This window comes from Mesorhizobium sp. M7A.F.Ca.US.011.01.1.1, from assembly GCF_003998295.1.
Taxonomy (GTDB): domain Bacteria; phylum Pseudomonadota; class Alphaproteobacteria; order Rhizobiales; family Rhizobiaceae; genus Mesorhizobium.
In genome coordinates, this window is record NZ_RZRT01000002.1 from 153,409 (window position 1) to 179,949 (window position 26,541).

Here is a 26,541-nt window from a genome sequence, read left to right on the forward strand (position 1 = left end):
TCGTAGCCCTTGGGGTACGCGAAGTATAATAACGGAATTTATTCCTTCGCAGCCCCTGCCGCCTTGATGTCCAGCAGCCCGTAGCCGAAATCATTGTCTCGTCCCTTGGGGCCGAGATCCCTGGCCGTCGCCGCGAGCGCCTTTTCGATGTCGTCCGCCGTTCGGCCGGGCGCGGCATGGATGAGATTGGCGATGGCGCCACTCACGATCGCCGCCGCGAATGAGGTGCCTGTGACCACGTCCGAACCGCCGCCGCTCGGCGCCACCATCTCGACGCCGGGCGCCGAGATGAAGACATAGGCGCCGCGATTGGCCTGCGGCATCAGCCCGTCCTTGGCATCGGTGGCGGTCACCGCGATAACGCCGTCGAAAGCCGCCGGGTAACCATAGGGTGCTTTCGGCCCATTGTTGCCGGCGGCGGCGACCAGCACCATGCCGAGTGCGCGGGCATTGCGGCAGGCGACGCCGAGCAAATCGTTCTTCGGCCCGACGAAGCTCATATTGATGATGCCCACGTCCTGTTCCGCCGCCCAGTCGAGCGCCGACAGGATGACGTCCATGGTCGATTTGCCGTCCTCGAAGGCGCGGGCGTGATAGATTTTTGCGCCCGGCGCCATGCCCTCCAGCGCGCCGACGCCGGCGATCAGCCCGTCGATCGACGTGCCGTGATCGCGCTTTTCGATCGGCACGTCGGGCATGGCGTCGAACTGCCCGGCAATGACGCCCGACAGCGCCGGATTGGTGTCGTCGATGCCGGTGTCGATCACCGCGATGCGGACGTTTTCGCCGCTGGCCTGTTTGGAATCGAGCGCGATACGATCGAACGCATAGTTGACGATGCCGGCGGCCTGCTGCAGCGAATAGACATGGTTGGGCTCGCGCCGCTGGGTGCGGCCGTCGGCGGCCAGTTGCGCCAGCACGACGCCGACGGGCCGGCCGTCGGGAATGCCGAAGCGCACCAGCGTGGTGCCAAGCAGCCGCGACTGGCGCTGCGAGCGCACCTGCAGGCCGAAGGAGGCGGCGATCTGCTGGACAGCGCCGGCATCGCCGTCGACGGTCACCAGCACCTCGTCGGGCACGAAATCGCCAACCACCGCGCGCGGCGGCTGAACGGCAATGAGATCGGTCGGCGAGACGATCGGGCCGCCAGGCGGGGGGCCGGCTTGAGTATCAGGCAGCGTCGTGGGTGCCGGCCGTGGCGTTGGCACAGGGGTCGGAGGCGCCGCCGGGTTGGGAAACAGGTCGACGATCAGGGCTGGCAGGAACACCGCATCGGCCTGCGCCGCATCCGATCCACGCTTTGTGTCACTTCCATCGCTGGCGCAGTCGGCGCCCGCCGCATTGGCTCCGTCGCGGCAGTCGATCTTCGTCTGGTCGGGATTGGGATCGTTGGTCTGCGCCGACGCGGGCACGGCGATCGCCATCGCCGTCGCAAGCACTGCCGCAAATCGAGTGACCGCCTCAGCCGCCATCAACGGGTTTCCTTCCCTCGATCACAGACTCCGTGAAAGGCTGGGCGGCAATAAGGCCGATTTGCTTGTTGTAGTCGGCTGCGTTGGCAGCCGGGATGCCAAGCCGGAACACGCCGTCGGCGGTCGGTCCGCCGATGATCTTCAGCCCGTTGCTGCCGAGGAAGGCGGATATGTCCGACATCTTCGAATCCGGCTTGAACTTGACCAGGGCGAACGGCATTTTGGCCAGATCGTCTTGCGCGCCGGCAATCTCGAAATCATTGCCCTTGCCGCCGGGTTCGACAAACGACTGCACCATGACCAAGGCCAGCAGAACCGCGGCTGCCGCCCAGGCGACACCGACCGGCACCGCCATGAAGCGGCCCCAGGCCTGCGCCAGCCAGGACGATCCTGCCGACTTGCGCGCAGGCCCGGCCTCGGCGTCGAGCGCCTTGGCGAAGCGGCTGAGCGCATCGGCCGGCGGACGGATCGCTTCGTTGGCGGCCGTGGCGCCGGAGAATTCGGCTTCCGCCTCGCCAAGGGCGGCCAGTGCGGCCGGATCGCTGGCCAGCCATTCCTCGACGGCTTCCAGGTCGGAACCTTCCAGCGAGCCGTTCAGGTAGAACGGCAGCAGCGTTTCCATTTCGTCGCGGCGCGACATTTTTTCAGCGGCGCTCATGGCCACCCCCTGTCGTAACCGGCGGCCTTGAGGGCCTCGCCGAGTTTCTTGCGGGCGTAGAACATCCGGGTCTTGACGGTGGCGACCGGAATGTTGAGCACCCCGCCGATCTCGCTCACCGACTGTCCGTGATAATAGGCAAGATCGATGACGACGCGATGCTCTTCGGGCAAGGCATCCACGAAGCGCCGCAGGGCGGCAGCCTTGTCTTCCTTCATGGTGACGACTTCCGGCGTGTCGGCGCCGTCGGGCACCGCGGCGGCGGCCTCGTCGTCGATCCAGTCTTCCTTCTTCTTGCGCAGAAAGGACAGCGCCTTGAAACGGGCGATGCCGAGCAGCCATGTCGAGACTTCGGAGCGCCCTTCGAAGCCTGGCGCCTGGCGCCACAGCTCGAGGAAGACTTCGTTGGCGATATCGTCGGCCATCATTTCCGATCCCGTCTGGCGCGCCACGAAGCGGTAGACCCGCGCGTGGTGACGCATGAACAGGAGCCGCACGGCGGCACGGTCGCCCTTCGCGACCCGGTCGACAAGCGCGCGATCGGTCTCCGTCGCTGCCGTCATGGCCGGTCGAGCCGCCTGGCTCCTGTCTGCTCTGTCGCTGATCGGCCCAAAAAGGTTCATCCTCCGCCAAGGAATTTTGCGGAGGCTAGCCGAAGTAAGGAAGTGTTGCCAGAGGGTGAGGAGCGTCCCGCCAGAGGCGGGTCAATCGACAACGATTTGTCGATTGAAGTGACGAACGCCCGAAGCCATAGCGTAGGGCCGGCCGGGCGCGTTTCTTCCAGCACGACATCGCCACCGCGCGCCGATCACCCGGCCCTTCGCAGGCTCAGGGCGTTCGAAGCTTGAAGCCAAGCAATTGGCTTCTCGTCCGCTCCGCGGACCGCTTTTCACCCCAAGAAAGATTTAGCCTTCATCGTCTCCGGTATTGCCACACCCAGCCGGCTCAGCACTGTCGGCGCCAGCTGCAGCTGGTCGAGCAGCGTGTCGGCCTGCGGACCCTTACCTTGTCCAAAATAGTACAGCGCGAAATCCTGCATCTCGTCGTCGTGGCCGCCATGATGGCCACGATCGGTCTGGCCGTGATCGGCGGTGACGATCACCTCATAGCCGGCTTCGATCCAGCGCGGCAGGAAGGCCGCCAGCATGCCGTCCATCGCATAGACGGCATGGTCCATCTCGTGGCAGTCGTGGCCGAAGCGGTGTCCCATCGAGTCCAGCGTGCAGGTGTGCAGGATGCCATAGTCGATGCCATGGCGTTTCGTCAGCATCGTCAGCGTGGCGAACAGGTCGACATCGCTCGGCGTCATCTGGTTGCGGAGATTGTAACCAGTCATGGTGTGGAAGCGGCCATGCGTGATCGGCCCGCTTGGCTCGTCGAATTCCATGTCCTCGACCAGGTCGAACGGATAGGCGCGGAAGAATTCCGACCAGTAGGAATGGGTCACCGCTCCCGTCTTGCCGCCTGCCTTGCTGATCTCGGAGAAGATATCGGGCTGCTCGACGCGGAACCGGTTCTCGTTGGAGAGAATCCCGTGCACCTGCGGTGAGACCCCGGTGTGGATCGACGCATAGCAGCAGGCCGAGGTCGACGGCAGCACCGAGCGCATCTTCCAGACGCGCGCCTCGCCCGATTGCACCCAGCCTTCGAGATTGCCCATCAGCCGGCGCCAGTTCCGGTAAGGCACGCCGTCGAGGATGATCAGCAAAAGCTTGGATTTGAGCGCCATGGGCGGCTCCTTGCGGCTTGGCAGTTGAAACGGAACGCCGTGTGCCGTCTTGGGCACACGGCGTTCTTGATAGATGAAATCGGACGATCAGAGTCCGCTCAAGCGTTGAGCCAGCACTCGGCAAGCGCGTAGCCGTCCATCATTTCGCCGATAGGGCTCTTGGCATAGCCGCCGATCTTGTTGGTGGCGGCCGCGTCGATGAACTGGTTGAAGAAGGGCACGATCAGCCCGCCTTCGTCACGCATCATCACTGCCATATCGTGGTAGATCGCCTGGCGCTTGGCCTGGTCGAGCTCGCCGCGCGCGGTAAACAGCATCTTGTCGAATTCCGGCCGCTTGAAGCGCGTGTCGTTCCAGTCGGCGGTCGAGACATAGCCGGTGGAATACATCTGGTCCTGCGTGGCGCGTCCGCCCCAGTAGGAGAGCGAGAAAGGCTGCTTGTTCCAGACCTCAGACCAGTAGCCGTCGCCGGGTTCGCGCTTGATCTCGATCTTGATGCCGGCTTTGGCGCAGGACTGCTGATAGAGCTGTGCGGCATCGACGGCGCCCGGGAAGGCGACGTCCGAGGTGCGCAGCACGATCGAGCCGCTGTGGCCTGATTTCTTGTAGGCTGCCGCCGCCTTTTCCGGGTCGAACTTGCGTTGCTCGATGTCGGCGGAAAACAGCGGATAGGCCTCGTTGATCGGGAAGTCGTTACCCACCGAGCCATAGCCGCGCAGGATCTTTTCCAGCATCTCGTCGCGGTCCATGGCGAGTTTCAGCGCCATGCGGAGATCGCCGCTGTCGAAGGGGGCGGTGTCGCAGAACATGTTGAACGGGTAGTAGCCCTTGCCCGAGGCGTTCTCGATGCTGACGCCGGGAATGCGCTTGACCAGATCGACCACCTTGGGCTCGACGCGGTTGATCATGTGCACCTGACCACCCTGCAAGGCAGCCAACCGTGCCGTTGCATCGTTGATGACGATGATCTCGACCTGGTCGGCATGGCCGGCCTTGTCGCCCAGCCAGTAATTGGCGAAACGCTCGCCGCCATGGCGCACGCCCGGCTGGTTGACGCTGACCTTGTAGGGACCGGCGCTGATGCCGGCATTCGGATCGTCCTTGCCGCCATTCGGCTGGATGACGAGATGGTAGTCGGCCATCAGGTAGGGGAAGTCGGCATCGGCGTCGCCGAGCGTGACGATGACTTCCTTGCCGCTTGCCTTGACGCCCTTGATATTCTTCAGGATGCCGAGTGCTCCGGACTTGGACTTCTCATCCGCATGGCGCTCGATGGTGGCGGCAACATCCTCCGCGCCGACCGTCTTGCCATTGTGGAACTCGATGCCATCGCGGATCTTGATCGTCCATGTCTTGGCGTCGGCTGAGGCGCCAATTTCTTCGGCAATCAGGTTGACCAGCTTGTTGTCTGGTGTGAGGCGCACGAGATACTCGCCCCAAAGCTTGCCGAAGCTGAAGGTAACCTGGCTGAGGTTTAACGCCGGATCGAGACTGTTGGTGGATTCACCGCCCTGCAGGCCGGCCTTGATGATACCGCCCTTCACCGCCGTCTGGGCAAATGCCTTGCCGGCCAGCGCCGGCATCAGGGCCGCCGATACGCCGAGCGCGGCGGCGCGCCCAAGAAAGGCGCGGCGCGATATCCGGCCTTGACCGGCGAGTTCGGCGAGATAATCGAGTTCAGTCTTCATGTCCTACCCCTGTTTAAAAGTCTGCGAGCGGCGCCCTCCGCGAGACGTGTGGCGCTCTAATATTGCATCCGCATGACGGGCGCCGGCTTCTCTGACCTAGCGGACCGCTGGCTTGCTATCTAGTTCCCCGCGCTGGCCATGCGCCGTCCCTTGATTGCCTTTTCCAGCCAGCCGATTTCCATCTCCGGAACCGAGGAGAGCAGCAGGTCGGTGTAGGCGTCGAAGGGCGGGCTCAGCACCTTGCTCTTGGGGCCGTAGCGCACCACCTCGCCGCGATACATAACCGCGATCGAATCGGCGATCGACTTCACAGTGGCGAGGTCATGCGTGATGAACAGATAGGCGACGTTCTCTTCCTTCTGCAGCTCGAGCAGCAGCTCGAGAATGCCGTGTGCCACCAGCGGATCGAGTGCCGAGGTGACCTCGTCGCAGATAATCAACTTGGGCTTGGCGGCAAGTGACCGGGCGATGCAGACGCGTTGCTTCTGGCCGCCGGAAAGCTCGGCCGGGTAGCGATCGGAAAAGCCCTTGCCCATCTCGATCTTGTCGAGCAGTTCGGTAACGCGCCTGTCGCGCTCGCGGCCGCGCATGCCGAAATAGAATTCGAGCGGCCGGCCGATGATGGTGGCGACGGTCTGGCGCGGGTTCATCGCCACATCGGCCATCTGGTAGATCATCTGCAACTGGCGCAAATCCTCCTTCGGCCGGTCGGCCAGCCGGTTGGCCAGCGGACGTCCGTCGAAGGTCACCGTACCCGCTTCGGGTGGCAAAAGCCCGGTGATGGCGCGTGCCAGCGTCGATTTGCCGGAGCCGGACTCGCCGACCACGGCCAGTGTCTGGCCCGGATAGATGTCGACCGAGACGTTCTTCAGCACCTTGATGTCGCTGCGGCCATAGGCGGCGGTGACGTTCTTCACCGACAGGAACGGCGTCGTGCCGGGTTTCTGCTCCTGGTGTTCGATCTCATGCACCGAGACAAGCGCGTTGGTATATTCCTGTCGCGGCTCCTTGATGATCTGCCTTGTGCCGCCCCATTCGACCAGCCTTCCATGGCGCAGCACCATGATTTCGTCTGAGACCTGGGCGACGACGGCAAGGTCGTGCGTGATGTAGAGCGCAGCGACATGGGTGTCGCGGATGGCGTCCTTGATCGCCGCCAACACGTCGATCTGCGTCGTCACGTCGAGCGCCGTTGTCGGCTCGTCGAAGACGATCAGGTCCGGCTCGGAGCAGAGTGCCATCGCCGTCATCACACGCTGCAACTGGCCACCCGAAACCTGGTGCGGAAAGCGCTCGCCGATGGTTTCGGGGTTCGGCAGGCTGAGCTTCTTGAACAGCGCAACCGCGCGCTTCTCGGCCTCGGCACGTGTCGCCGTACCGTGCAGCAGCGTGGCTTCCACCACCTGATCCATCAGTCTGTGCGCCGGGTTGAAGGCCGCTGCCGCCGACTGCGCGACATAGCAGACTTCGCGGCCGCGTAATTTGCGGAAGCCGTCCTTGCCGCCCTTGAGGATGTCGCGGCCGTTCAGGATCACCTCGCCGCCGGTGATGCGCACGCCACCGCGGCCATAGCCCATCGACGACAGGCCGATGGTCGACTTGCCGGCGCCGGATTCGCCGATCAGGCCGAGCACCTTGCCCTTCTCGAGCGTCAGCGAGACATCGTGCACCAGCACGATGTTCTTCGGCGGCTCTCCGGGCGGGAAGACGGTGGCCTCGATGCGCAGATTGCGGATGTCGAGCAACAGGCCAGGTTTCGCTTTGGTGTCGGCCATCACCCGCGTCCTCCCTTGAGGCTTGTCGTCCGGTTGAGCACCCAGTCGGCAACCAGGTTGACGGAAATCGCCAGCAAGGCGATCGCCGCCGCCGGGATGAGTGCGGCCGCGATGCCGAAGACGATGCCGTCCTTGTTTTCCTTGACCATGCCGCCCCAGTCGGCGTCCGGTGGCTGCACGCCAAGGCCGAGGAACGACAGCGTCGACAGGAACAGCACGGCATAGATGAAGCGCAGGCCGAGTTCCGAAACCAGTGGCGACAATGCGTTGGGCAGGATTTCGCGGAAGATGATCCAGCCGCTGCCCTCACCACGCAGTTTCGCCGCCTCGACATAGTCCATGACGTTGATGTCGACGGCGACCGCGCGCGACAGGCGATAGACGCGGGTCGAATCCAGAATGCCCATCACCAGGATCAGCGTCACCAGGTTGGTCGGCAGCACGGACAGCACGACGAGACCCATGATCAGCGTCGGGATAGACATCAAGAGATCGACGAGGCGCGACAGCAGCGTATCGAACCAGCCGCCGAACACGGCCGCCGAGAAGCCGAGGATGGCGCCGAGCGAGAACGACAGCGCGGTGGCCAGCACCGCGATGAACAAAGTGATGCGGGCGCCGTAGATCATGCGCGAAAGCAGGTCGCGGCCGAGATTGTCGGTGCCTAGCAAATGAGCAGCCGACATCGGTTCCCAGACATCGCCGACGATTTCGCCGTTGCCGTGCGGCGCGATCCAGGGGGCGAAGACCGCCGCCAGGACGAACAATGCCGTCAGCACGATGCCGATCAGAGCGGGGATGGGGATGCGTTTGATATCGAGCATATCCGCCCCCTATTTCGGGTGTCTGAGACGCGGATTGGCGACGATGGCCGCTATGTCCGCAATGATGTTCAGGCTGATATAGACGGCGGCGAAGATCAGGCCGACCGCCTGCACGACCGGCACGTCCCGCTTGGTGACGTGGTCGACCAGATACTGTCCCATGCCCGGATAGACGAAGATCACCTCGACCACGACGACGCCGACGATGAGGTAAGCGAGGTTGAGCATGACGACGTTGATGATCGGCGCGATCGCATTGGGGAAGGCGTGCTTGCGGATGACGTTGAAGGCCGACAGGCCCTTCAGTTCCGCCGTCTCGACATAGGCCGACTGCATGACATTGAGGATCGCCGCGCGTGTCATGCGCATCATGTGGGCGAGCACGACCAGCGTCAGCGCGGCCGCCGGCAGAGCGATCGCCTGCATGCGCTCGCCAAAAGGCATGCCGTCGTAGACGGTCGAAATGCCGGGGAAGATTTGCCATTTCACGGCGAAGAAATAGACCAGCACGTAGCCGATGAAGAACTCGGGAAAGGAGGTCGAGGCCAGCGCCAGCCCTGAGATCAGCTTGTCGACCCAGCCATTGCGGTAGCGCACCGCGATCAGGCCGAGAATGATCGCCAGCGGCACGGCGACGATCGCCGCCCAGAAGGCGAGGAACAGCGTGTTCCACAGCCGCCCCTTGATCGACGTGGCGATATCCTGCCCGCTCGACATGGCCGTGCCGAGATCGCCGGTCAGCACACCGCCGAGCCAGCGGAAATACCTGATATAGGCCGGATCGTTGAGGCCGAGCTGCTCGCGCAGATTGGCGAGCGACTCCGGTGTCGCCGATTGCCCGAGAATGGCTTGCGCGACGTCGCCGGGCAGGATCTGGGTGCCGGCGAAGATCAGGACCGAAACGGCCAACAAGAGGAGAATGCCCAGCGCAACGCGCTGGGCCACCAGTTTCAAGATGGGTGAGGACATATCCGCAAGGCCAAGCTCAGGCTTCGAGCCAGCACTTCGCCAGCGCGTAGCCGTTCATCAGCTCCTGATGCGGATCATCGACCCAGCCGCCGACCTTGGCGCCGGTAGCGTCGATGAACTGGTTGAACATCGGCAGGATCAGGCCGCCCTCGTCTCGTACCAGGACAGCCATGTCATGGTACATCTGCTTGCGCTTGGTCTCGTCGAGCTCGGCGCGCGCGGCCAGCACCATTTTGTCGAAGTCCGGGCGCTTGAAACGCGTGTCGTTCCAGTCGGCGTTCGACAGATAAGCGGTGGAGTACATCTGGTCCTGGGTCGAGCGGCCGCCCCAGTAGGAAGCGCAGAAGGGCTGCTTGTTCCAGACCTCGTTCCAATAGCCGTCGCCGGGCTCACGCTTCAGCTCGATCTGGATGCCGGCCTTGGCCGCGCTCTGCTGGAACAACTGCGATGCATCGACAGCGCCCGGGAAAGCGACGTCCGAGGTCCGCAGCAGGACGGCGCCATCGTGGCCCGACTTCTTGAAGTGGAACTTGGCCTTGTCGGGATCGTACTTACGCTGCTCGATCTCGGTAAACAGCGGATAGGACGCATTGATCGGGAAGTCGTTGCCGAGCGAGCCGTAGCCGCGCAGGATCTTGTCCAGCATTTCCTCGCGGTCGATGGCCAGCTTCAGTGCCATGCGCAAATCGGCGTTGTCGAACGGCGCCGTGTTGCAATGCATGATGAACACGTAGTGGCCAGGACCCGCGTGGTTGCGGATGGTGACGCCCGGCAGGCGCTTGATCAGGTCGACGATCTTCGGCTCGACGCGGTTGACCATATTGACCTGGCCGCCCTGCAGGGCGGCCGTGCGCGCCGTCGCATCGTTGATGACGATGATCTCGATCTGGTCGGCATGGCCCATCTTGTCGCCCTGCCAGTAATTGGCGAAACGCTCGCCGCCATGGCGCACGCCGGGCTCATTGGTCGTGACCTTGTAAGGACCGGCCGAGATGCCTGCGTCGGCCTTGTCCTTGCCGCCATTCGGTTGGACGATCAGGTGATAGTCGCTGAGCAAATAGGGCAGATCGGCATTGGCTTCCTTCAGGGTCAGCACGACTTCCTTGCCGCTGGCCTTGATGGTCTCGATGCCCTTCATGTAGCCGAGCGCGCCGGATTTCGACTTCTCGTCGGAATGGCGCTCAAGTGTGGCGGCCACGTCCTCGGCGGTCACCGTCTTGCCGTTGTGGAATTCGACGCCGTCGCGGATCTTCAGCGTCCACACCTTGGCGTCGTCCGACGAGCCGATCTCCTCGGCGATGCGGTTCTCGAGCTTGCCTTCCGGCGAAAGCTCGACGATCAATTCGCCCCACATCTTGCCGAAGGCGAACGGCACCTGAGTCATGAACAGTGCCGGATCAAGGCTGTTGGTGGACTCGCCGCCGACAAGTCCAGCTTTCAGCGTGCCGCCTTTGACTGGACCTGCCGCGCGTGCCGCGCTTGAAAGCAGCGAGTTGGCGAAGGGCGCGGAGATACCGAGCGCCGCCGCCCGGCCGAGAAAATCACGACGGCTCAGTTTGCCCGACGCGACACGCCGGCTAAGAAATTCCAGTTCGTTCGACATTTTGAGTTCCTCACTCTGTTGGTTCGACTCTGCGGTCGTTTTTCTTGTTTCTTGTGAGGAGAATAATGACCGCAAGGGAAAGCGGTAAGCAAGACCGAATGCGACATGCCGTGGCGTAAATCGTACGTCGCAATTGGACCAATGAAATCGGCGCTCAAAGAAGTGCGCGCGGCACCTTCTCTTCGAAATTGCGCTCGAAGACGAGGTTTTCGTCCTCATAGGCCTCGATTCTGGCGCTGACGATGAAGTTTTGCGCGTCCGATCGCATTTCGGCTGTCGTTTCGGTGCGTACCGACCATCCGTTTCGCGACAAGGTCTGCGTCCAGTGCGTCTTGCCCGAGGCCGACAGCGGATCGTCGGGATGGATCGTCCAGGCCTCGCGGGCGATGCTGCCGTTGGCGAGGCCATGGGCGAGATCGCGCACCTCGCCGAAATCATCAACGATGGAAAGGGTCACCATTCCGGTCTTTTCATCACGATCGACATGGCGCTCGGAATTGGCGGCGCGGATCGTCTCCGTTGCCCAGGGGGTGGCCCCTTCCGGCTCGGCGAACGTTACTTCGTCTCCTGCCGCCAGCGGCCGCAGCGGCAAGCGGAGCGTCGCCGCCGACAAGGTCAGCCGGACCGGCTCCGGCGACGGCCAGATGGCAGGCCAATAGGCGTTCGAAACGGCAACACGCAGGTGGTGGCCGGGCGGAACGCGATAGGCGCATTGATCGAGCACGACGCGAACTGAGACGGTTTCGCCCGGCACCAGCGCCTCGGGAAATTCGTGCGAATTACGGTGCGTCAGATTGAGTACGCCATAGGAGATCAACTCCGAGGCGCCGTCGGGGTGCACGTCGCAAAGCCGGATCGCAATGTTGGCCTGCGGACGGTCGGAGGACAGCCGCAATTCGACCTCCGGCGCGCCGACGATGTCGATCGGCTCGCCGAGTTCCGGCTGGTCGAAACACACCGACAGGGCATCATCGGGGCGTTGGTCGCCGGGCAGTTCGGGGCCGAAGGTGAAGGGAAAATACTCGCCGCCAGCCAAGCCGCAGCTTTGCGGCGAGGCAACGATGGTGGGTTTTTCGCCTGCGGGGATCAGATCGACCGTTTGCGTCTTGATGGTTGGCGAGGGCCATTCCTGCTCCGCCACCCAGCGGCCCGGGCGCTCGGGATGCCAGCGTGCCGGGCGCACACTGTCCATCACATAGGCGCGGTAGGCCGGATCGGTCTCGACGCCGGTGTCGATGTCCTTCAACCAGCGGTCCCACCAGCGCAACGCCTCTTGCAGGAAACCGATGGCGGGTTTTGGTCCCGCATAATGCGGGTATTTGTGGATCCACGGCCCGATAATGCCCTTGACCGGCGCTTCGATGTTGCTGGCCAGATGCGAGACGGTGTTGCGATAGCCGTCATGCCAGCCGCCGATCGACAGCACCGCGGCTTTGACGGCGGAGAAATCCTCGCAGATCGAGCCGCGCTTCCAGTAGGCGTCACGGTGCTGGTGCTTCAGCCACAGCGGCGCCAGGAAGGACTGGTTCTCCAGCCGGGTCAGCCACAGATCGCGCCATCTGTTGTCGCCGGCCAGCAGTGGATCCGGCGGGCGCGACGAATAGGACAGCACCGTCGAGGCCCAGCCGAAATTCTCGATCAGCAGGCAGCCGCCCTTGTAGTGGATGTCGTCGGCATAGCGGTCGACGGTCGAACACAGGCTGATCACCGCCTTCAGCGCCGGCGGCTGCTTGGCCGCCACCTGCAGGCAGTTGAAGCCGCCCCAGGAAATGCCCATCATGCCGACATTGCCGTTGCACCAGGGCTGGCTTGCCGCCCAGGCGATGATGTCGCAGGCGTCCTGCAATTCCTGCTCGGAATATTCGTCGTCCATCAGCCCTTCGGAATCGCCATTGCCGCGCATATCGACCCGGATCGAGGCGTAGCCGTGGCCGGCGAAATAGGGATGCGTCAGCTGATCGCGAAAGATGGTGCCGTCGCGCTTGCGGTAGGGTAGGTGCTCGAGGATCGCCGGCACCGGATCGTCGCCGGCATCTTCCGGCATCCACACCCGCGCTGACAGCCGGCAGCCATCCGGCATGACGATGCCCATGTCCGGGAACTCGACGACCTTGCGGGAAAATTCGGTGACTGTTTTCATGGCATGCTCCAGGATCGCCAGATGATGGAGCCGGTGGGATCGCGTCGTGGGCCAGCCAACGAATTCGGCTGGTCAATCCGCGTCAATTCAGCGGAATGTCGTTCTCATCCTTGCTCGCCTGATAGACGCCGGACAATTCGTCGTAGCGGTTGGAAATCTCGCCGATGCGCGTTTCCAGGCGCTGGCGCTCGGCCTCCGGCAACGCCCGCACCAGCCTGCGGATCGAAAAGCTCGTCCAGTAGGCATTCTCGGCATTGTAGCCGCCGGGATCGAGGGTGAAGACCTCTTTCAGGATCTTCAAATCGTGCGGGATAGCGAAGCTGTCGCGCGAATCCTCATGGCTGAACAGATAGTAGAAATTGTCGAAGCCGGTCCAGGTGATCGCCGACAGGCAGAGCGAGCAGGGCTCATGCGTGGCGAGGAAGATGGCGTCTTTCGGATCGACGCGCTCCGCCTTCGGCATTTCGTAGAAACGCTTCAGGCAGTGCACCTCGCCATGCCAGAGCGGGTTTTCCATCTCGTTGTTGGTTTCGGCCAGCACCAGCGAACGGTCGTCCTTGCGCAGGATCGCCGCGCCGAACAGCTTGTTGCCATGGGTAACGCCTTCGGCCGTCTTCGGCACGATGTCGTGCTCGATCACGTCGAGCAGGCGGTCGATCAAAGAAATGTCGGTCATTTCAGGCTCTCCTGCTGCATGTCGCCCAAAAGTGCCCCCGGTTTTGGGGTAACGACATGCACAAAAAATTAAGGGAGATGGATCTCGTAAGCATGCGAGAAATGGAATTCTTCGAGGTTTGAGCCGTCGCCGCCACGGTCGACAATCAGGAAATCCTGCGCCTCGCCAAGCGGCGTCAGCACGCCATGCCAGAGATTGCGGGAATAGTTGATACCTTGTCCGGGTGCGGTGATGAAGGCATGCGGCTCATCGGGCCCTTCATCGCCATCATGGCAGACGACGACCAGGAAGGGGCGCGGCGACAGCGGGATGAAGGCCTGGCTGCCGAAGGGGTGGCGCTCGACCATGCTCAGCTTCAGCGGCAGTTCGTAAGGCGTGCCGCGCACCATCGAGATCAGCACGCGGGCATTCGGTCCGATCGCCTCGGCGGTCGCCAGATCGTGATAGCGTTCCGCGCGGCCGCCATTGATCGGGTAGTGGTTGTCGCCGCCCATATCGATGACGTCGCCGAACGGAGCAAAGCTCTCGCGGGTCAGCGGCCGCGCAATGATCCGCGTCACAGCGTCTGCCCGGGGACACCGGCGCCGCCGAGCTTGGCGTGCCGGTTGACGTCCTTGTAGAGCAGATAGCGGAATTTGCCCGGGCCGCCCGCATAGCAGGCCTGCGGGCAGAAGGCGCGCAGCCACATATAGTCGCCGGCCTCGACCTCGACCCAGTCCTGGTTGAGGCGATAGACCGCTTTGCCCTCCAGCACATAGAGCCCATGCTCCATGACATGGGTCTCGGCGAAGGGAATGACCGCACCGGGTTCCAGCGTGACGATGGTCATGTGCATGTCGTGGCGCAAATCGGCCGGATCGACGAACCGCGTCGTCGCCCAGCGGCCCTCGGTGCCGGGCATCGGCGTCGGTGCGATCTCCTGTTCGTTGGTGAAGAAGGCTTCCGGCACATCGAGACCGTCAACCGTCTCGTAGGCCTTGCGAATCCAGTGGAAGCGCACGTCGGCCTTGCTTTCGTTGCGAACCGTCCAGCCGCTGGCCGGCGGCAGGAAGGCAAAGCCGCCGGGTCGCAGCACATGCTTCCTGCCGGCAAGCAGAACGGTCAACTCGCCCTCGACCACGAAAAGCGCGCCCTCGGCACCGGCATCGGGTTCCGGCCGGTCGCTGCCGCCGCCGGGCGCGACCTCGACAATGTATTGCGAGAACGTCTCGGCAAAACCCGACAGCGGTCGCGACAATATCCAGACGCGGGTCTCGTCCCAGAACGGCAAGGCACTGGTGACGATGTCCTGCATCACACCCCGAGGAATGACGGCATAGGCCTCGGTGAAGACGGCGCGGCCGGTCAGAAGCTCGCTCTGGCCGGAATGGCCGCCATGTGGTGCGTAATAGGTTCGCTCGGGCATTCTGATCGTATCCATGGGTTCAAACCTATTGCGGAAGCATGTCCTTGAGGCGGAGCAGTGCGATGCGCTCGACCTGTTTGCAGGCGGTCTCGAACTCGACGCCGCGGCTGTTGCCGATGCGCGCCTCGAACTCCGCCAGGATTTCCTGCCTCGTCTTGCCCTTCACCGCGATGATGAAGGGGAAGCCGAAGGTGGTGACGTAGGCGGCGTTGAGCTTGGAAAACAGTTCGCGCTCCTTGTCGGTCAGCGCGTCGAGGCCGGCCGAGGCCTGTTCCCTGGTCGATTCCACTGTCAGTCGCTTGGCCTTGGCCAGCTTGCCGGCAAGGTCAGGATGGGCGTTGAGCACCGAAAGCCGCTCGGTTTCGCTGGCGGACCGGAAGATACGGCAAAGCGCATTGTGCAGGCCGCCTGAAGTGTCATGCGCCGGCCCCAGTTCCAGTTCGTAGGCGCGTTCGGCGATCCAGGGCGAATGCTCGAACACGCCGCCGAAAGTGTGGACGAAGGTCTCGAATTCCATCTTCGACGGGCGGAGTGCCGCCGGCTTGTACGGATGGTTTTGCTGCCAGTGCTTGGCGATATCGATGCGCCGCGCCAGCCAGACCTTGTCGTGCGATTTCACATAGTCGATGAAGCGTTTCAGCGCCGCCGCCCGGCCCGGCCGCCCGACGAGGCGGCAATGCAGGCCGATATTCATCATGCGCGGCCGGCCGGCCGCGCCCTCGGCATAGAGCGTATCGAAACTGTCTTTCAAATAGGCAAAGAACTGGTCGCCGGAGTTGAAACCCTGCGGCGTGGCGAAGCGCATGTCGTTGGCGTCGAGCGTATAGGGGATGATGAGCTGCGTGCCGCCCTCATGCTCGAACCAGTAGGGCAGCTCGTCGTCATAGGTGTCCGACACATAGTCGAAACCGCCTTCTTCCGCCACAATCCGCACTGTGTTGATCGATGTGCGACCCGTATACCAGCCGGTCGGGCGCGCGCCGGTCACTTCGTAGTGCAGCTTGATCGCCGCCTCGAGGTCGCGGCGCTCATCCTCGGCGCTGTGGTCGCGGTAGTCGATCCATCTCAGCCCGTGCGAAGCGATCTCCCAGCCGGCTTCCTGCATGGCCACCACCTGATCCGGCGAACGGGCGAGTGCAGTGGCGACGCCGTAGCAGGTGATCGGCACCTCGGCCTCGGTGAACAGCCGCAGCAGCCGCCAGAAGCCGGCGCGGGCACCGTATTCGTAGATGGATTCCATGTTCCAGTGGCGCTGGCCCACCCAGGGTGCCGCGCCGACGATTTCCGACAGGAAGGCTTCGGACGCCTTGTCGCCATGCAGCACGCAGTTCTCGCCGCCTTCCTCGTAGTTGACGACGAACTGCACGGCGACATGCGCGCCGCCAGGCCATTTCGGGTCCGGCGGATTGGCTCCATAGCCGCGCATGTCTCTGCTGTAACGCATCGTCCCTCCCGCCGGGCATGGCCCGAAGTATGATCAGGATATCGAAAGGGTGCTTCTCGCATTCCCCCGAAAATTTTTGAAAGTGTTTTTGTCGCACTCCGCTCGACCGGGACTTATGCATCGCCTTTAATTGGCGCACAATTCACTGTTGATACTTGATCGTACCGGGCCAATTCGCTCGTACCGGAAATGGGAGGCGGCCAATGGCAGAAACGTCGAATGCCGATGGCGGGCGTCTGACGACCCATGTCCTCGACACGGCGACAGGCAAGCCGGCGGCGGGATTGTCGATCGCGCTTTATCACCTCGACGGCAAGGCACGGACACATTTGAAGACTGTTGTCACCAATGCCGACGGCCGTTGCGACAAGCCGCTGCTCGCCGGCGCGGAGTTCCGCACCGGCGAATACGAACTGGTCTTCGCCGCAGGCGACTATTTGCGCCAGCAGGGATTGAGCCTGCCGAAACCGGCCTTTCTCGATACGATACCAATCCGCTTCGGCATGGCCGAGCCCGTGCACTATCATGTGCCACTGCTGGTCTCGCCCTACGGCTACTCGACCTACAGGGGGAGCTGAGGCATGGCCAAAATGAGCATCCGCAACGAGATCCGCTTCATCCTCAATGGCAGGGATGTGGCGCTTTCGTCGGTGACATCCGACGCGACCCTGCTCGACTGGCTGCGGCTCGACCGGTCGCTGCGCGGTACCAAGGAAGGTTGCGCCGAGGGCGACTGCGGCGCTTGCACGGTGCTGGTCGGCAAGCTCTCGGCCGGCGGTCTGGTCTATGAAAGCGTCAATGCCTGCATCCGCTTCCTCGGCTCCCTGGACGGCACCCATGTCGTGACCGTCGAGCATCTGCGCGGTTCACCCGGCCAACTGCATCCGGTGCAGCAGGCGATGGTCGATTTCCACGGCTCGCAATGCGGCTTCTGCACGCCGGGTTTCATCATGTCGCTCTATGGCCTGTGGATGAAGTCGTCGAATCCGTCGAACGCGGATATCGAAAAGGCCTTGCAAGGCAATCTCTGCCGCTGCACCGGCTACGAGGCGATCATGCGCGCGGCCCAGGCCATCTCGAGCTACGGCAAAGCGGCAAAAGATCCGCTGGCGGCGGAGCGCAAGGCGATCACCGCCAGGCTCGAGGCCATGCATGACGGCGCCCGGATTGAGATCGGTTCGGCCAAGACGCGGCTGGTCGTACCGGCCAATGTCGACGATTTCGCCGCTGTGCTGGACAGGGACCCCAACGCCACCATCGTTGCCGGCTCAACCGATGTCGGCCTCTGGGTGACCAAGCACATGCGCGATATTTCGCCGGCCATTTTCATCGGCAATCTCGACGGACTTTGCACCATCTCGGAAGACAACGGCATCATTTCGATCGGCGCGGGCGTCACCTACACTGATGCCTTCGCGACATTGGCGAAGCGTATCCCGGCGCTGGGGCCGTTGTTCGATCGCATCGGCGGCGAACAGGTGCGCAACATGGGCACCATCGGCGGCAATATCGCCAATGGCTCGCCGATCGGCGACACGCCGCCGCCGTTGATCGCGCTTGGCGCAAGTCTCACCCTGCGCAAGGGCAAGAAGCGGCGCTCGATTCCACTGGAAACCTTCTTCATTGCCTATGGCAAACAGGACCGGCAGCCGGGCGAATTCGTCGAGGCCGTGCACGTTCCGGTTCCGGTCAAGGGCACGAAATTCGCCGTCCACAAAATCACCAAGCGCCGCGATGAGGACATCACCGCGGCCCTCGGCGCCTTCTTCTTGACGCTGGCCAGCGATGGCACGGTCGCGGAGGTGCGCATTGCCTATGGCGGCATGGCGGCGACGCCGAAGCGGGCGTCTTCTGTCGAAAAAGCGCTGCTCGGCAAGCCATGGACGGAGACCACGGTTGACGCGGCGATGGTCGAATATGCCAGGGATTTCACCCCGCTCACCGACATGCGGGCCTCGGCCGAGTATCGTGCGCTCGCGGCGCGCAATCTCTTGCTGCGCTTCTTCGCCGAGACCAGCGGTACCAGGGAGCCGATCCAGGTTTCGAGGCACGAGGCGGCATGATGAACAAGCACGCTCCCCCCAATCTGAAGGCTGAAAAGATCGCCGGCGGCGTTGCCACCGATCAACGCCATGACTCCGCCCACAAGCATGTCAGCGGCACGGCCGTCTATATCGACGACATGCCGGAACCGGCCGGCACGCTGCATGGCTGCCTCGGGCTTTCTGCCGCCACGCATGCCACGATTACCAGCATGGATCTCTCGGCGGTGCGTACAGCGCCCGGTGTTGTCGACGTGCTGACGGCCAAGGATGTGCCGGGCGAGAACGACATTTCGCCGACAGGCCGCCACGACGAGCCGGTGCTGGCCGACGGCAAGGTGCAATTCTATGGCCAGCCAATCTTTTGCGTCATTGCGCAGACGCGCGAGCAGGCGCGTCGCGCCACCAGATTGGCCAAGGTTGAATACAAGGAATTGCCCTTCGTCACCGACATTGGCGCGCTCGATCCGAAGAAGGACAAGCTCGTCACGCCGCCACTGACGCTGAAGCGCGGCGATGCCGCTACAGCGATCCGTCAGGCGCCGCGCCGGCTAAAGGGAAAAATGCGCATCGGCGGCCAGGAACACTTCTACCTCGAAGGCCATATCGCCATGGCCATTCCGGGCGAGGATCAGGACGTCACCATCTATTCCTCGACCCAGCATCCGAGCGAAGTCCAGCACATGGTGAGCCATGCACTCGGCGTGCCGAGCAATGCCATCACGGTGGAGATCCGCCGGATGGGCGGCGGCTTCGGCGGCAAGGAGACGCAAGGCAACCAGTTTGCCGCATTGGCCGCGATCGCCGCGAAGAAACACCATCGCGCCGTGAAGATCCGGCCCGACCGCGACGACGACATGATCGCCACCGGCAAGCGTCACGATTTCCTCGTCGACTACGAAGTCGGCTTCGATGACGAGGGCAACATCCTCGGCGTCGATTTCATGTTCGCGGCGCGCTGCGGTTTTTCGTCGGACCTTTCCGGCCCGGTGACCGATCGCGCACTGTTCCACTGCGACAACACCTATTTCTGGCCGGCGGTACATGCCCAATCGGCGCCGCTCTACACCAACACCGTGTCGAACACCGCCTTTCGTGGTTTCGGCGGCCCGCAAGGCATGGTCGGCGCCGAGCGCGTCATCGACGAGGTGGCCTTCGCCGTCGGCAAGGATCCGCTCGAAATCCGCAAGAAGAATTTCTACGGCACCTCAGACCGCAACATCACGCCCTATCACCAGACGGTCGAGGACAACATCATCCAGCGCATCGTCGCCGAACTGGAGGAAAGCGCCAGCTATGCGCGGCGGCGGCGGGAAATATCGGCCTTCAACGCCAACAGCCGTTTCATCAAGCGCGGCCTGGCGCTGACGCCGGTCAAGTTCGGCATCTCGTTCACCGCCACGCATTATAACCAGGCCGGCGCGCTGGTGCATGTCTATACCGACGGTTCGGTGCATCTGAACCATGGCGGCACTGAGATGGGGCAGGGCCTCTACGTCAAGGTTGCGCAAGTGGTGGCGGAAGAGTTCCAGATCGACCTCGACCAGGTCAAGATCACCGCGACCACGACCGGCAAGGTGCCGAACACTTCGGCCACGGCAGCGTCGTCCGGCTCCGATCTCAACGGCATGGCGGCGCAAAACGGCGCTCGCCAGATCAAGGACCGGCTGATCGATTTCGCCGCCGAAAAATATCAGGTGCCGCGCGATCAGGTGCTGTTCCTGCCCAATCGGGTGCGCATCGGCAACCAGGAGATCGCCTTCGCCGACCTCGTCAAGCAGGCCTATATGGCCCGCATCCAGCTGTCGGCGGCGGGTTTCTACAAGACGCCGAAAATCCACTGGAACCGCGACAAGGGCGAGGGCCGCCCCTTCTATTATTTCGCCTATGGCGCCTCGTGTTCGGAAGTCTCGGTCGACACGCTGACGGGTGAATACATGGTCGAGCGCGCCGATATTCTGCATGACTGCGGCCGATCTCTGAACCGGGCGATCGACATCGGCCAGATCGAAGGCGGCTTCATCCAGGGCATGGGCTGGCTGACGACGGAAGAACTGTGGTGGGACGCCAAGGGCCGGCTGCGCACGCACGCGCCATCGACGTACAAGATTCCGCTCGCCTCCGACCGGCCGAAGATATTCAACGTCACCTTGGCCGACTGGCCGGAAGCCGGCGAGCCGACGATCCACCGCTCCAAGGCGGTCGGCGAGCCGCCGTTCCCGCTCGGCATGTCGGTGCTGCATGCGCTGTCGGATGCAGTGGCCAGCGTCGCCGATCACAAGATCTGCCCGCGCCTCGATGCTCCTGCAACGCCGGAGCGGGTGCTGATGGCGATCGAGCGGCTGAAGAAAGAGGCCAAGGCCTGAGTCTGGTCCCCGGGGTCGGCAACGCGTGCAATTCAGGCCGAAAAACCCTATGTTTCCCGCACGGGAATGCGAATGATGAATTCGAAAGTGCAAAGCCTCAAAGACTTCCTTGCCAGGCAGGGCCGTATCGCTTTGATCGAGGTCGCCGGGACAAAAGGCTCGACGCCACGCGAGAAGGGCGCCTTCATGCTCGTCTCGCAATCGGCGATATCGGGCACGATCGGCGGCGGGCAACTTGAGTATATGGCCATCGACAAGGCCAGGCAGATGCTTTTCTCCCCCCTTGAGGGGGAGATGGCCGCAAAGCGGCCAGAGGGGGTCGGCAGAGGCAGCGCGCGACCTAAAGCGTCGAGCACTGCTGCGACGACCCCACCCGACGGCTTCGCCGCCACCCTCCCCTCAAGGGGGAGGGATATTCGCGCGACCCTCGACGTGCCTTTGGGCCCCGAGATCGGCCAATGCTGCGGCGGGCGCGTCGAAGTGCTGATCCGGCTCGTCGATGCAGCCCTTGCCGCCGATCTGGTTGCGGCTGCGGAAGCCGAGGAGGCTCACTTGCCGCGTGTCTACATCTTCGGCGGCGGCCATGTCGGCCAGGCGCTGGCGTCGACGATCGCACTTCTTCCCGTGCACGGCATCGTCATCGAGACGCGGGCCGAAGCACTGGAAGGCATGCCGGAGACCGTCGAGACCCGGCTGACGCCGATGCCCGAGGCCGAGGTGCGAAACGCTCCCGCCGGCACCGCCTTCGCCATCCTGACCCACGATCATGCGCTGGATTTCCTGATCGTCGCCGAGGCGCTGAAGCGCGGCGATGCCGCCTATGTCGGCATGATCGGCTCGAAGACCAAGAAAGCGACGTTCAGGAATTGGTTCCTGAAATCGGCGGCAGGCAGCGAGGCCGAGTTTGCCCGCCTCGTCTCGCCGATCGGCGGCGATACGGTCAAAGACAAGCGCCCACAGGTCATCGCGGCGCTGGCGGCAGCTGAGATCATGACGGCGCTGGTCAGTCACAGCGCAGCCTTAAGTGCCGACCAGCAAATTCCGCATGGCAGGGTGATGGCAGGCTAGGCTGCACCGCAGTTGACCGGCTGTTTCAAACCCAGTTGGTCGCGCAGTGTGCGGCCGTCGTACTCCTTGCGGAACAGGCCGCGTCGCTGCAGTTCCGGCACGACGAGTGTGGCAAAGGCATCGAGTTCGCCCGGGAAATATGAGGGCATGACGTTAAAACCGTCGGCCGCACCGCCCTCGAACCGTGCCTGCAACTCGTCGGCCACCTGGGCCGCTGTGCCGACGATGCGCCAATGGCCACGCGCGCCGGCGAAATGCCGGGCCAACTGGCGGATGGAGAGGCCGTCGCGGCGCGATTGCTCGATGACCAGCGCCTGCCGGCTTTTCATCCCCTCGCTCTCCGGCAGATCCGGCAGCGGCCCGTCGATCGGGTAGCGCCACAGATCGGAGATGCTGAGATAGCTGGACAGCAGCGCAACGCCGACATCGTCGGGGATCAGCTCCTGCAACTCCTCGTATTTCTCGCGGGCCTCCGCTTCGGTCTCCGCCACCACCGGCGCGACGCCGGGCATGATCTTGATGTCGTCAGGCTCGCGCCCATAGGCCGCCAGACGTCCCTTGAGATCGTCGTAGAAGGCCTTCGCTTCCTCGAAGGTCTGCGCCGCGGTGAACACCACATCGGCGGTGCGGGCGGCAAGGTCGCGGCCGACATCCGAGGCGCCGGCCTGAACCATGACCGGGGCGCCCTGCGGCGAGCGTGGCAGATCGAGCGGGTCGCGAACCGAAAAGCTCTGGCCGTCGTGACCGGAGGCGCCGAGCTTGCCGTTCCAGAGCCCGGTGACGACTTCGGCGAATTCACGCGCGCGCTCATAGCGATCGGCATGGGGCTTGAGGCCGGTCGAGCCGAAATTGGCGGCCTCGATGGGGCTGGCCGAGGTGACCAGGTTCCAGCCGGCCCTGCCGCCACTCAGATGATCGAGCGACAGGAAGGTTCGTGCGAGCCCATAGGGCTCGTTGTAGCTCGTCGAGGCTGTCGAGACGAGGCCGATGCGGCTGGTCTGGACGGCAAGCGCCGAAAGCAGACTGATCGGCTCGAAGCCGATTGAGCGCGACGTCTGGCTGGCGATGCCGATATTGGCCTCGCGCAGGCCGGCGGCGTCCTCGCAGAAGATCATGTCGAACTTCGCCGCCTCCGCCGTGCGCGCCAGCGCGATGTAATGGTCGATGTCAGTGCCGGCGGTGATGTGCGCCTTGGGATGGCGCCAGGCGGCGATGTGGTGGCCTGTCGCCCACAGGAAGGCGCCGAGTTTCATCTGGCGAGCGGTCATCGGTCACCTCCGCCGGCAAGTCCGAGATGCGAGCGCAACGTCGTGCCGCGATAGTTCTCTCGAAACAGGCCGCGCTGCCTCAGTTCCGGCAAAACCAGATCGACGAAATCGTCGAACGTTGAAAGCTGTGCCGGCATCAGGATGTTGAACCCGTCGCAGCCTCTCGCCCGGAATTCCTTTTCCAGCCTCTCGGCGAGGGCAGCCGGATTACTATCGGCGGTAGGCGCGACGTTCGTCAGCACTTTCACAGCGTCCGGATCGCGTCCGCTCGCCGTGACACGACGCCGGATATCCTCATAGCGTTCTGTCGTGCCCTCCACCGGTCCGCCGTCCAGCAGGATGATATCGGCGGTGCGAGCGGCAATATCGAAGTCGGATTCCTGCAGGCCCGACAAGACGAGCACTGGCGTATCCTGCGGCGACCGGGCGACGTTCAGCGGTCCGCGCACGGAAAAGAACGCGCCCTTGTGCTCGAGCAGATGCATTTTTTCGGGGTCGTGGAAGCGGCCGCCGCTCTGGTCGAACAGCAGCGCGTCCGCATCCCAGCCCTGCCACAGACCTTGCACGATGCCGATATATTCCTCACTGCGACGGCGGAATCGTCAGGCGAAAATCCTTCGGGCCGGCTGAAATTGACTGCTTCCCGTGACGCCTGCGCCATCGTCGCGTTCCAGCCACTGCGGCCATGGCTGATGATGTCGAGCGAAGCGAAACGGCGCGCCAGATTGTAGGGTTGGTGGGCAATTGTCGAGGCAGCGGCAACCAGACCGATCCTGCTTGTGACAGTTGCCAATGCGGCCAGCAAAGTGGTCGCTTCGAAGGGCATCGGACTGTTCGCGGCACCGCCGCCGGAAGCCGGCGCTGAATCGGCAAGCAGCACCATGTCCAGGCCCGCCGCTTCGGCCTTTTGCACTAAACCGGCCAGGTGGCTGAATTCCCGCCCCGGTGATGGATCGGTGGTTCCCGGAAACAGCGAAACGGCAAGATGCATTGTGGCGCCGTTGTCCATCGATGGTCCCTGCGAGACGAAATACCACCTGAACTATGTTCGCCACATCCAGGGATGGCAACCGCTGGCGCTGGGCCAAGCGCCGGTCACGTGCCGGCCAGCATTATTTCCCAGCTAGCAGATCGTTGATCAGTCGCTGGCAGCGCTCGGCCATGAAGTCGAGCAGCAGCCGTACTTTTGGATCCTGCAGCTTCTTGTGCGGATAGACGGCGGCGAACTGCACCGGTGTCGGTGGCGTGCTGCTCAGGATCACCTTCAGCCGCCGGTCGCGGATGAATGGCTCGACCTCGAAGCGCGGCTTGTTGATGATGCCGCGCCCCGAAAGCGCCCAGCCGGTCAGCACGTCGCCATCGTCGGTGTCATACGGCCCGTGCACCTCGAATTTCTGCGGGCCTGTGGGGGTCTGCAGCGTCCACACATATTCGCGCGCGCCGGAATAACGCAGCATCAGGCAGTCGTGCTTCTTGCCGATCAGCTCCTGCGGCTCCAACGGTTCGCCGCGCGCCTCCAGATATTTCGGCGCCGCCACCAGCACGCGCTCGCATTCCATGATGCCGCGCATCCTGAGGCTGGAATCCTCGATGATGCCGAGCCGGAAGGCGACGTCGATGCCTTCCTTCATGATGTCGACATTGTGATCCGAGAGCCTGAGCCGCACCTCGATATCAGGATATTTGTCGTGGAAATCCGGAATGCCCGAAGCCACCAGCCGTCGCCCGAGGCCCAACGGTGCGGTGACGCGGATGGTGCCGCGCGGCTGGCCGGAAAGCGCAGAGACCGCGGCTTCCGCCTCGGTGATCGCCTCCAGCACCTGCTTGGCGCCCCCGTAGAAAACCGTCCCATGCTCGGTCGGCATCAATTGCCGTGTGGTGCGGTTGAACAGCCGCACGCCCAGGTGCTTCTCCAACTCCTTGATGCGGTTGGAGGCGACTGCCGGCGAAATCCGCATGTCGCGCCCTGCCGCCGACAGGTTGCCGAGCTCGACCACGCGAACGAAGACGGAGATGTTGTCGAGATAGGCCATGCGGTTTCGTGGCTTTCCTGAGGCCGCCTTCGGGCGGCTCCCCTCCTGCTGCGTGTGACTACCCTAGTATTTTCCATTTTTTTTTGAAAGTCATCGTGCACCTCGCCTCTTTCCGTTTGCGCTCCAACCCGTAAAGTCGCCCAATCGGCAGGGACGATTTCAATGATGGATTTCGCGATTTTCTGGGACTGGCTAAGTTTTGCCGTGCGCTGGCTGCATGTCGTCACCGGCATCGCCTGGATCGGCTCGTCCTTCTACTTCGTCGCGCTCGATCTCGGCCTGCGCCAGCGCCCGGGCATGCCGGTCGGCGCCTTCGGCGAGGAATGGCAGGTGCATGGCGGCGGCTTTTACCACATCCAGAAATATCTGGTGGCGCCAGCCGAAATGCCCGAGCACCTGACCTGGTTCAAATGGGAATCCTACGCCACCTGGCTGTCCGGCTTCGCCATGCTGTGCGTCGTCTATTATGCCGGGGCCGATCTGTTCCTGATCGATCCCAACGTGCTCCCGATGTCGGTCCCGGTCGGCATCCTGCAGTCGCTGGCGACGATCGGCGTCGGCTGGGTGGTCTATGATCTGCTGTGCCGCTCGCCGCTCGGCAAAAGCGACACCGGCCTGATGCTGGTGCTCTACTGCGTACTGGTGTTCATCGCCTGGGGGCTGACGCATCTCTTCACCGGCCGCGCCGCCTTCCTGCATCTGGGCGCCATCACCGCCACGATCATGTCGGCCAACGTCTTCATGGTCATCATCCCCAACCAGAAGATCGTCGTCGCCGACCTCATCGCCGGCCGCAAGCCTGATCCGAAATACGGCAAGATCGCCAAGCAGCGTTCGCTCCACAACAATTATCTGACGCTGCCGGTGCTGTTCCTGATGCTGTCGAACCACTATCCGCTGGCCTTCGGCACTGAATTCAACTGGGTCATCGCCTCGCTGGTGTTCATCATCGGCGTGCTGATCCGGCACTATTTCAACTCGGTCCACGCGCGCAAGGGCAACCCGACCTGGACCTGGATGGCGGCACTTGTCCTGTTCATCGTCATCATCTGGCTGTCGACCGCGCCGAAGGTGCTGACCGGCGAGCCCAAGGAATCGGCGTCGGCGCAAATCTATGTCGCTTCAGCGCATTTCCCGGCCGTGCGCGACACCGTGCTCGGCCGCTGCTCGATGTGCCACGCGGCGGAGCCGGTCTATGAGGGCATCTATCATGCGCCCAAGGGCGTGATGCTCGACACCGATGCGGATATCGCCAACCACGCCCGCGAGATCTATCTGCAGGCCGGTCGCAGCCACGCCATGCCGCCCGCCAACGTCAGCCAGATTACCGACAAGGAAAGGGCACTGCTGGTGGCCTGGTTCGAAGGCGCAGGGAGATAGC

21 protein-coding genes and 1 pseudogene are annotated in these 26,541 nt (G+C 63.4%); 5 read left to right on the forward strand and 17 right to left on the reverse strand.

Annotation, left to right across the window (positions count from 1 at the left end; translation table 11 throughout):
* Positions 1-38 precede the first annotated feature (38 nt).
* The 14 genes from EOA13_RS03330 to puuE all read right to left on the reverse strand — a co-directional run bounded on the left by EOA13_RS03330 (position 39) and on the right by puuE (position 16,383).
* Complete coding sequence (locus tag EOA13_RS03330; RefSeq protein WP_127289692.1) at positions 39-1,472, reverse strand: S8 family serine peptidase; 1,434 nt, start codon at positions 1,470-1,472, stop codon at positions 39-41.
* Positions 1,462-2,130 (reverse strand): anti-sigma factor, encoded by a 669-nt coding sequence (locus tag EOA13_RS03335; protein WP_127289694.1) that lies wholly within the window; start codon positions 2,128-2,130, stop codon positions 1,462-1,464. The genes EOA13_RS03330 and EOA13_RS03335 overlap by 11 nt, the downstream gene beginning before the upstream one ends.
* Positions 2,127-2,693 carry a sigma-70 family RNA polymerase sigma factor gene (locus EOA13_RS03340; RefSeq protein ID WP_127289696.1) on the reverse strand — a complete coding sequence of 189 codons (567 nt, stop codon included), beginning with the start codon at positions 2,691-2,693 and terminating at the stop codon, positions 2,127-2,129. The genes EOA13_RS03335 and EOA13_RS03340 overlap by 4 nt, the downstream gene beginning before the upstream one ends.
* 326 nt (positions 2,694-3,019) lie before the next feature.
* On the reverse strand, positions 3,020-3,859 hold the full coding sequence (locus EOA13_RS03345; protein WP_127289698.1) for an alkaline phosphatase family protein: 840 nt from the start codon (positions 3,857-3,859) through the stop codon (positions 3,020-3,022).
* A 98-nt stretch (positions 3,860-3,957) separates the two neighbouring features.
* Positions 3,958-5,547 (reverse strand): ABC transporter substrate-binding protein, encoded by a 1,590-nt coding sequence (locus EOA13_RS03350; protein ID WP_127289700.1) that lies wholly within the window; start codon positions 5,545-5,547, stop codon positions 3,958-3,960.
* A 119-nt stretch (positions 5,548-5,666) separates the two neighbouring features.
* On the reverse strand, positions 5,667-7,322 hold the full coding sequence (locus EOA13_RS03355) for an ABC transporter ATP-binding protein (protein WP_127289702.1): 1,656 nt from the start codon (positions 7,320-7,322) through the stop codon (positions 5,667-5,669).
* Complete coding sequence (locus EOA13_RS03360; protein ID WP_023813640.1) at positions 7,322-8,146, reverse strand: ABC transporter permease; 825 nt, start codon at positions 8,144-8,146, stop codon at positions 7,322-7,324. The genes EOA13_RS03355 and EOA13_RS03360 overlap by 1 nt, the downstream gene beginning before the upstream one ends.
* 9 nt (positions 8,147-8,155) lie before the next feature.
* Positions 8,156-9,115 carry an ABC transporter permease gene (locus EOA13_RS03365; RefSeq protein ID WP_127289704.1) on the reverse strand — a complete coding sequence of 320 codons (960 nt, stop codon included), beginning with the start codon at positions 9,113-9,115 and terminating at the stop codon, positions 8,156-8,158.
* A gap of 16 nt (positions 9,116-9,131) precedes the next feature.
* A complete protein-coding gene (locus EOA13_RS03370) occupies positions 9,132-10,718 on the reverse strand; it encodes an ABC transporter substrate-binding protein (protein WP_127289706.1) in 1,587 nt (528 codons plus the stop codon).
* Positions 10,719-10,872: 154 nt separating this feature from the next.
* Complete coding sequence (locus EOA13_RS03375) at positions 10,873-12,858, reverse strand: CocE/NonD family hydrolase (RefSeq protein WP_127289708.1); 1,986 nt, start codon at positions 12,856-12,858, stop codon at positions 10,873-10,875.
* An 82-nt stretch (positions 12,859-12,940) separates the two neighbouring features.
* Positions 12,941-13,534: a nucleoside deaminase gene (locus EOA13_RS03380; RefSeq protein ID WP_127289710.1), complete on the reverse strand. Its 594-nt coding sequence runs from the start codon at positions 13,532-13,534 to the stop codon at positions 12,941-12,943.
* A gap of 68 nt (positions 13,535-13,602) precedes the next feature.
* Positions 13,603-14,094, reverse strand: coding sequence for an ureidoglycolate lyase (locus EOA13_RS03385; protein ID WP_127289712.1), 492 nt, complete (start codon positions 14,092-14,094; stop codon positions 13,603-13,605).
* Positions 14,091-14,954 (reverse strand): bifunctional allantoicase/(S)-ureidoglycine aminohydrolase, encoded by an 864-nt coding sequence (locus tag EOA13_RS03390; RefSeq protein ID WP_127289714.1) that lies wholly within the window; start codon positions 14,952-14,954, stop codon positions 14,091-14,093. The genes EOA13_RS03385 and EOA13_RS03390 overlap by 4 nt, the downstream gene beginning before the upstream one ends.
* A 10-nt stretch (positions 14,955-14,964) precedes the next feature.
* Positions 14,965-16,383, reverse strand: coding sequence for an allantoinase PuuE (gene puuE, locus EOA13_RS03395; RefSeq protein ID WP_127289716.1), 1,419 nt, complete (start codon positions 16,381-16,383; stop codon positions 14,965-14,967).
* A 203-nt stretch (positions 16,384-16,586) separates the two neighbouring features.
* On the opposite strand from puuE, the gene uraH reads away from it, so the two are divergent.
* The 4 genes from uraH (at position 16,587) to xdhC (ending at position 21,859) form a co-directional block, all read left to right on the forward strand.
* Complete coding sequence (gene uraH, locus EOA13_RS03400; protein ID WP_127289718.1) at positions 16,587-16,961, forward strand: hydroxyisourate hydrolase; 375 nt, start codon at positions 16,587-16,589, stop codon at positions 16,959-16,961.
* Between the two features lie 3 nt (positions 16,962-16,964).
* Positions 16,965-18,446 (forward strand): xanthine dehydrogenase small subunit, encoded by a 1,482-nt coding sequence (gene xdhA, locus EOA13_RS03405; RefSeq protein ID WP_127289720.1) that lies wholly within the window; start codon positions 16,965-16,967, stop codon positions 18,444-18,446.
* Positions 18,446-20,791, forward strand: a complete 2,346-nt coding sequence (gene xdhB / locus EOA13_RS03410) for a xanthine dehydrogenase molybdopterin binding subunit (RefSeq protein WP_127290103.1) — start codon at positions 18,446-18,448, stop codon at positions 20,789-20,791. Before xdhA ends, xdhB begins: the two co-directional genes overlap by 1 nt.
* A gap of 75 nt (positions 20,792-20,866) precedes the next feature.
* On the forward strand, positions 20,867-21,859 hold the full coding sequence (xdhC, locus tag EOA13_RS03415) for a xanthine dehydrogenase accessory protein XdhC (protein WP_127290105.1): 993 nt from the start codon (positions 20,867-20,869) through the stop codon (positions 21,857-21,859).
* Here the strand turns inward: xdhC and EOA13_RS03420 are convergent.
* The 3 genes and pseudogenes from EOA13_RS03420 to EOA13_RS03430 form a co-directional block, all read right to left on the reverse strand.
* A complete protein-coding gene (locus EOA13_RS03420) occupies positions 21,856-23,127 on the reverse strand; it encodes an LLM class flavin-dependent oxidoreductase (protein ID WP_127289722.1) in 1,272 nt (423 codons plus the stop codon). The genes xdhC and EOA13_RS03420 overlap by 4 nt on opposite strands.
* A pseudogene (locus tag EOA13_RS03425) lies at positions 23,124-24,136 on the reverse strand (LLM class flavin-dependent oxidoreductase). Before EOA13_RS03425 ends, EOA13_RS03420 begins: the two are co-directional and overlap by 4 nt.
* Before the next feature lie 103 nt (positions 24,137-24,239).
* A complete protein-coding gene (locus EOA13_RS03430) occupies positions 24,240-25,160 on the reverse strand; it encodes a LysR family transcriptional regulator (RefSeq protein WP_127289724.1) in 921 nt (306 codons plus the stop codon).
* A gap of 162 nt (positions 25,161-25,322) precedes the next feature.
* Here EOA13_RS03430 and EOA13_RS03435 point away from each other — a divergent pair, with 162 nt between their 5' ends.
* Complete coding sequence (locus EOA13_RS03435) at positions 25,323-26,540, forward strand: urate hydroxylase PuuD (protein ID WP_127289726.1); 1,218 nt, start codon at positions 25,323-25,325, stop codon at positions 26,538-26,540.
* The last annotated feature ends 1 nt before the right edge of the window (position 26,541 follow it).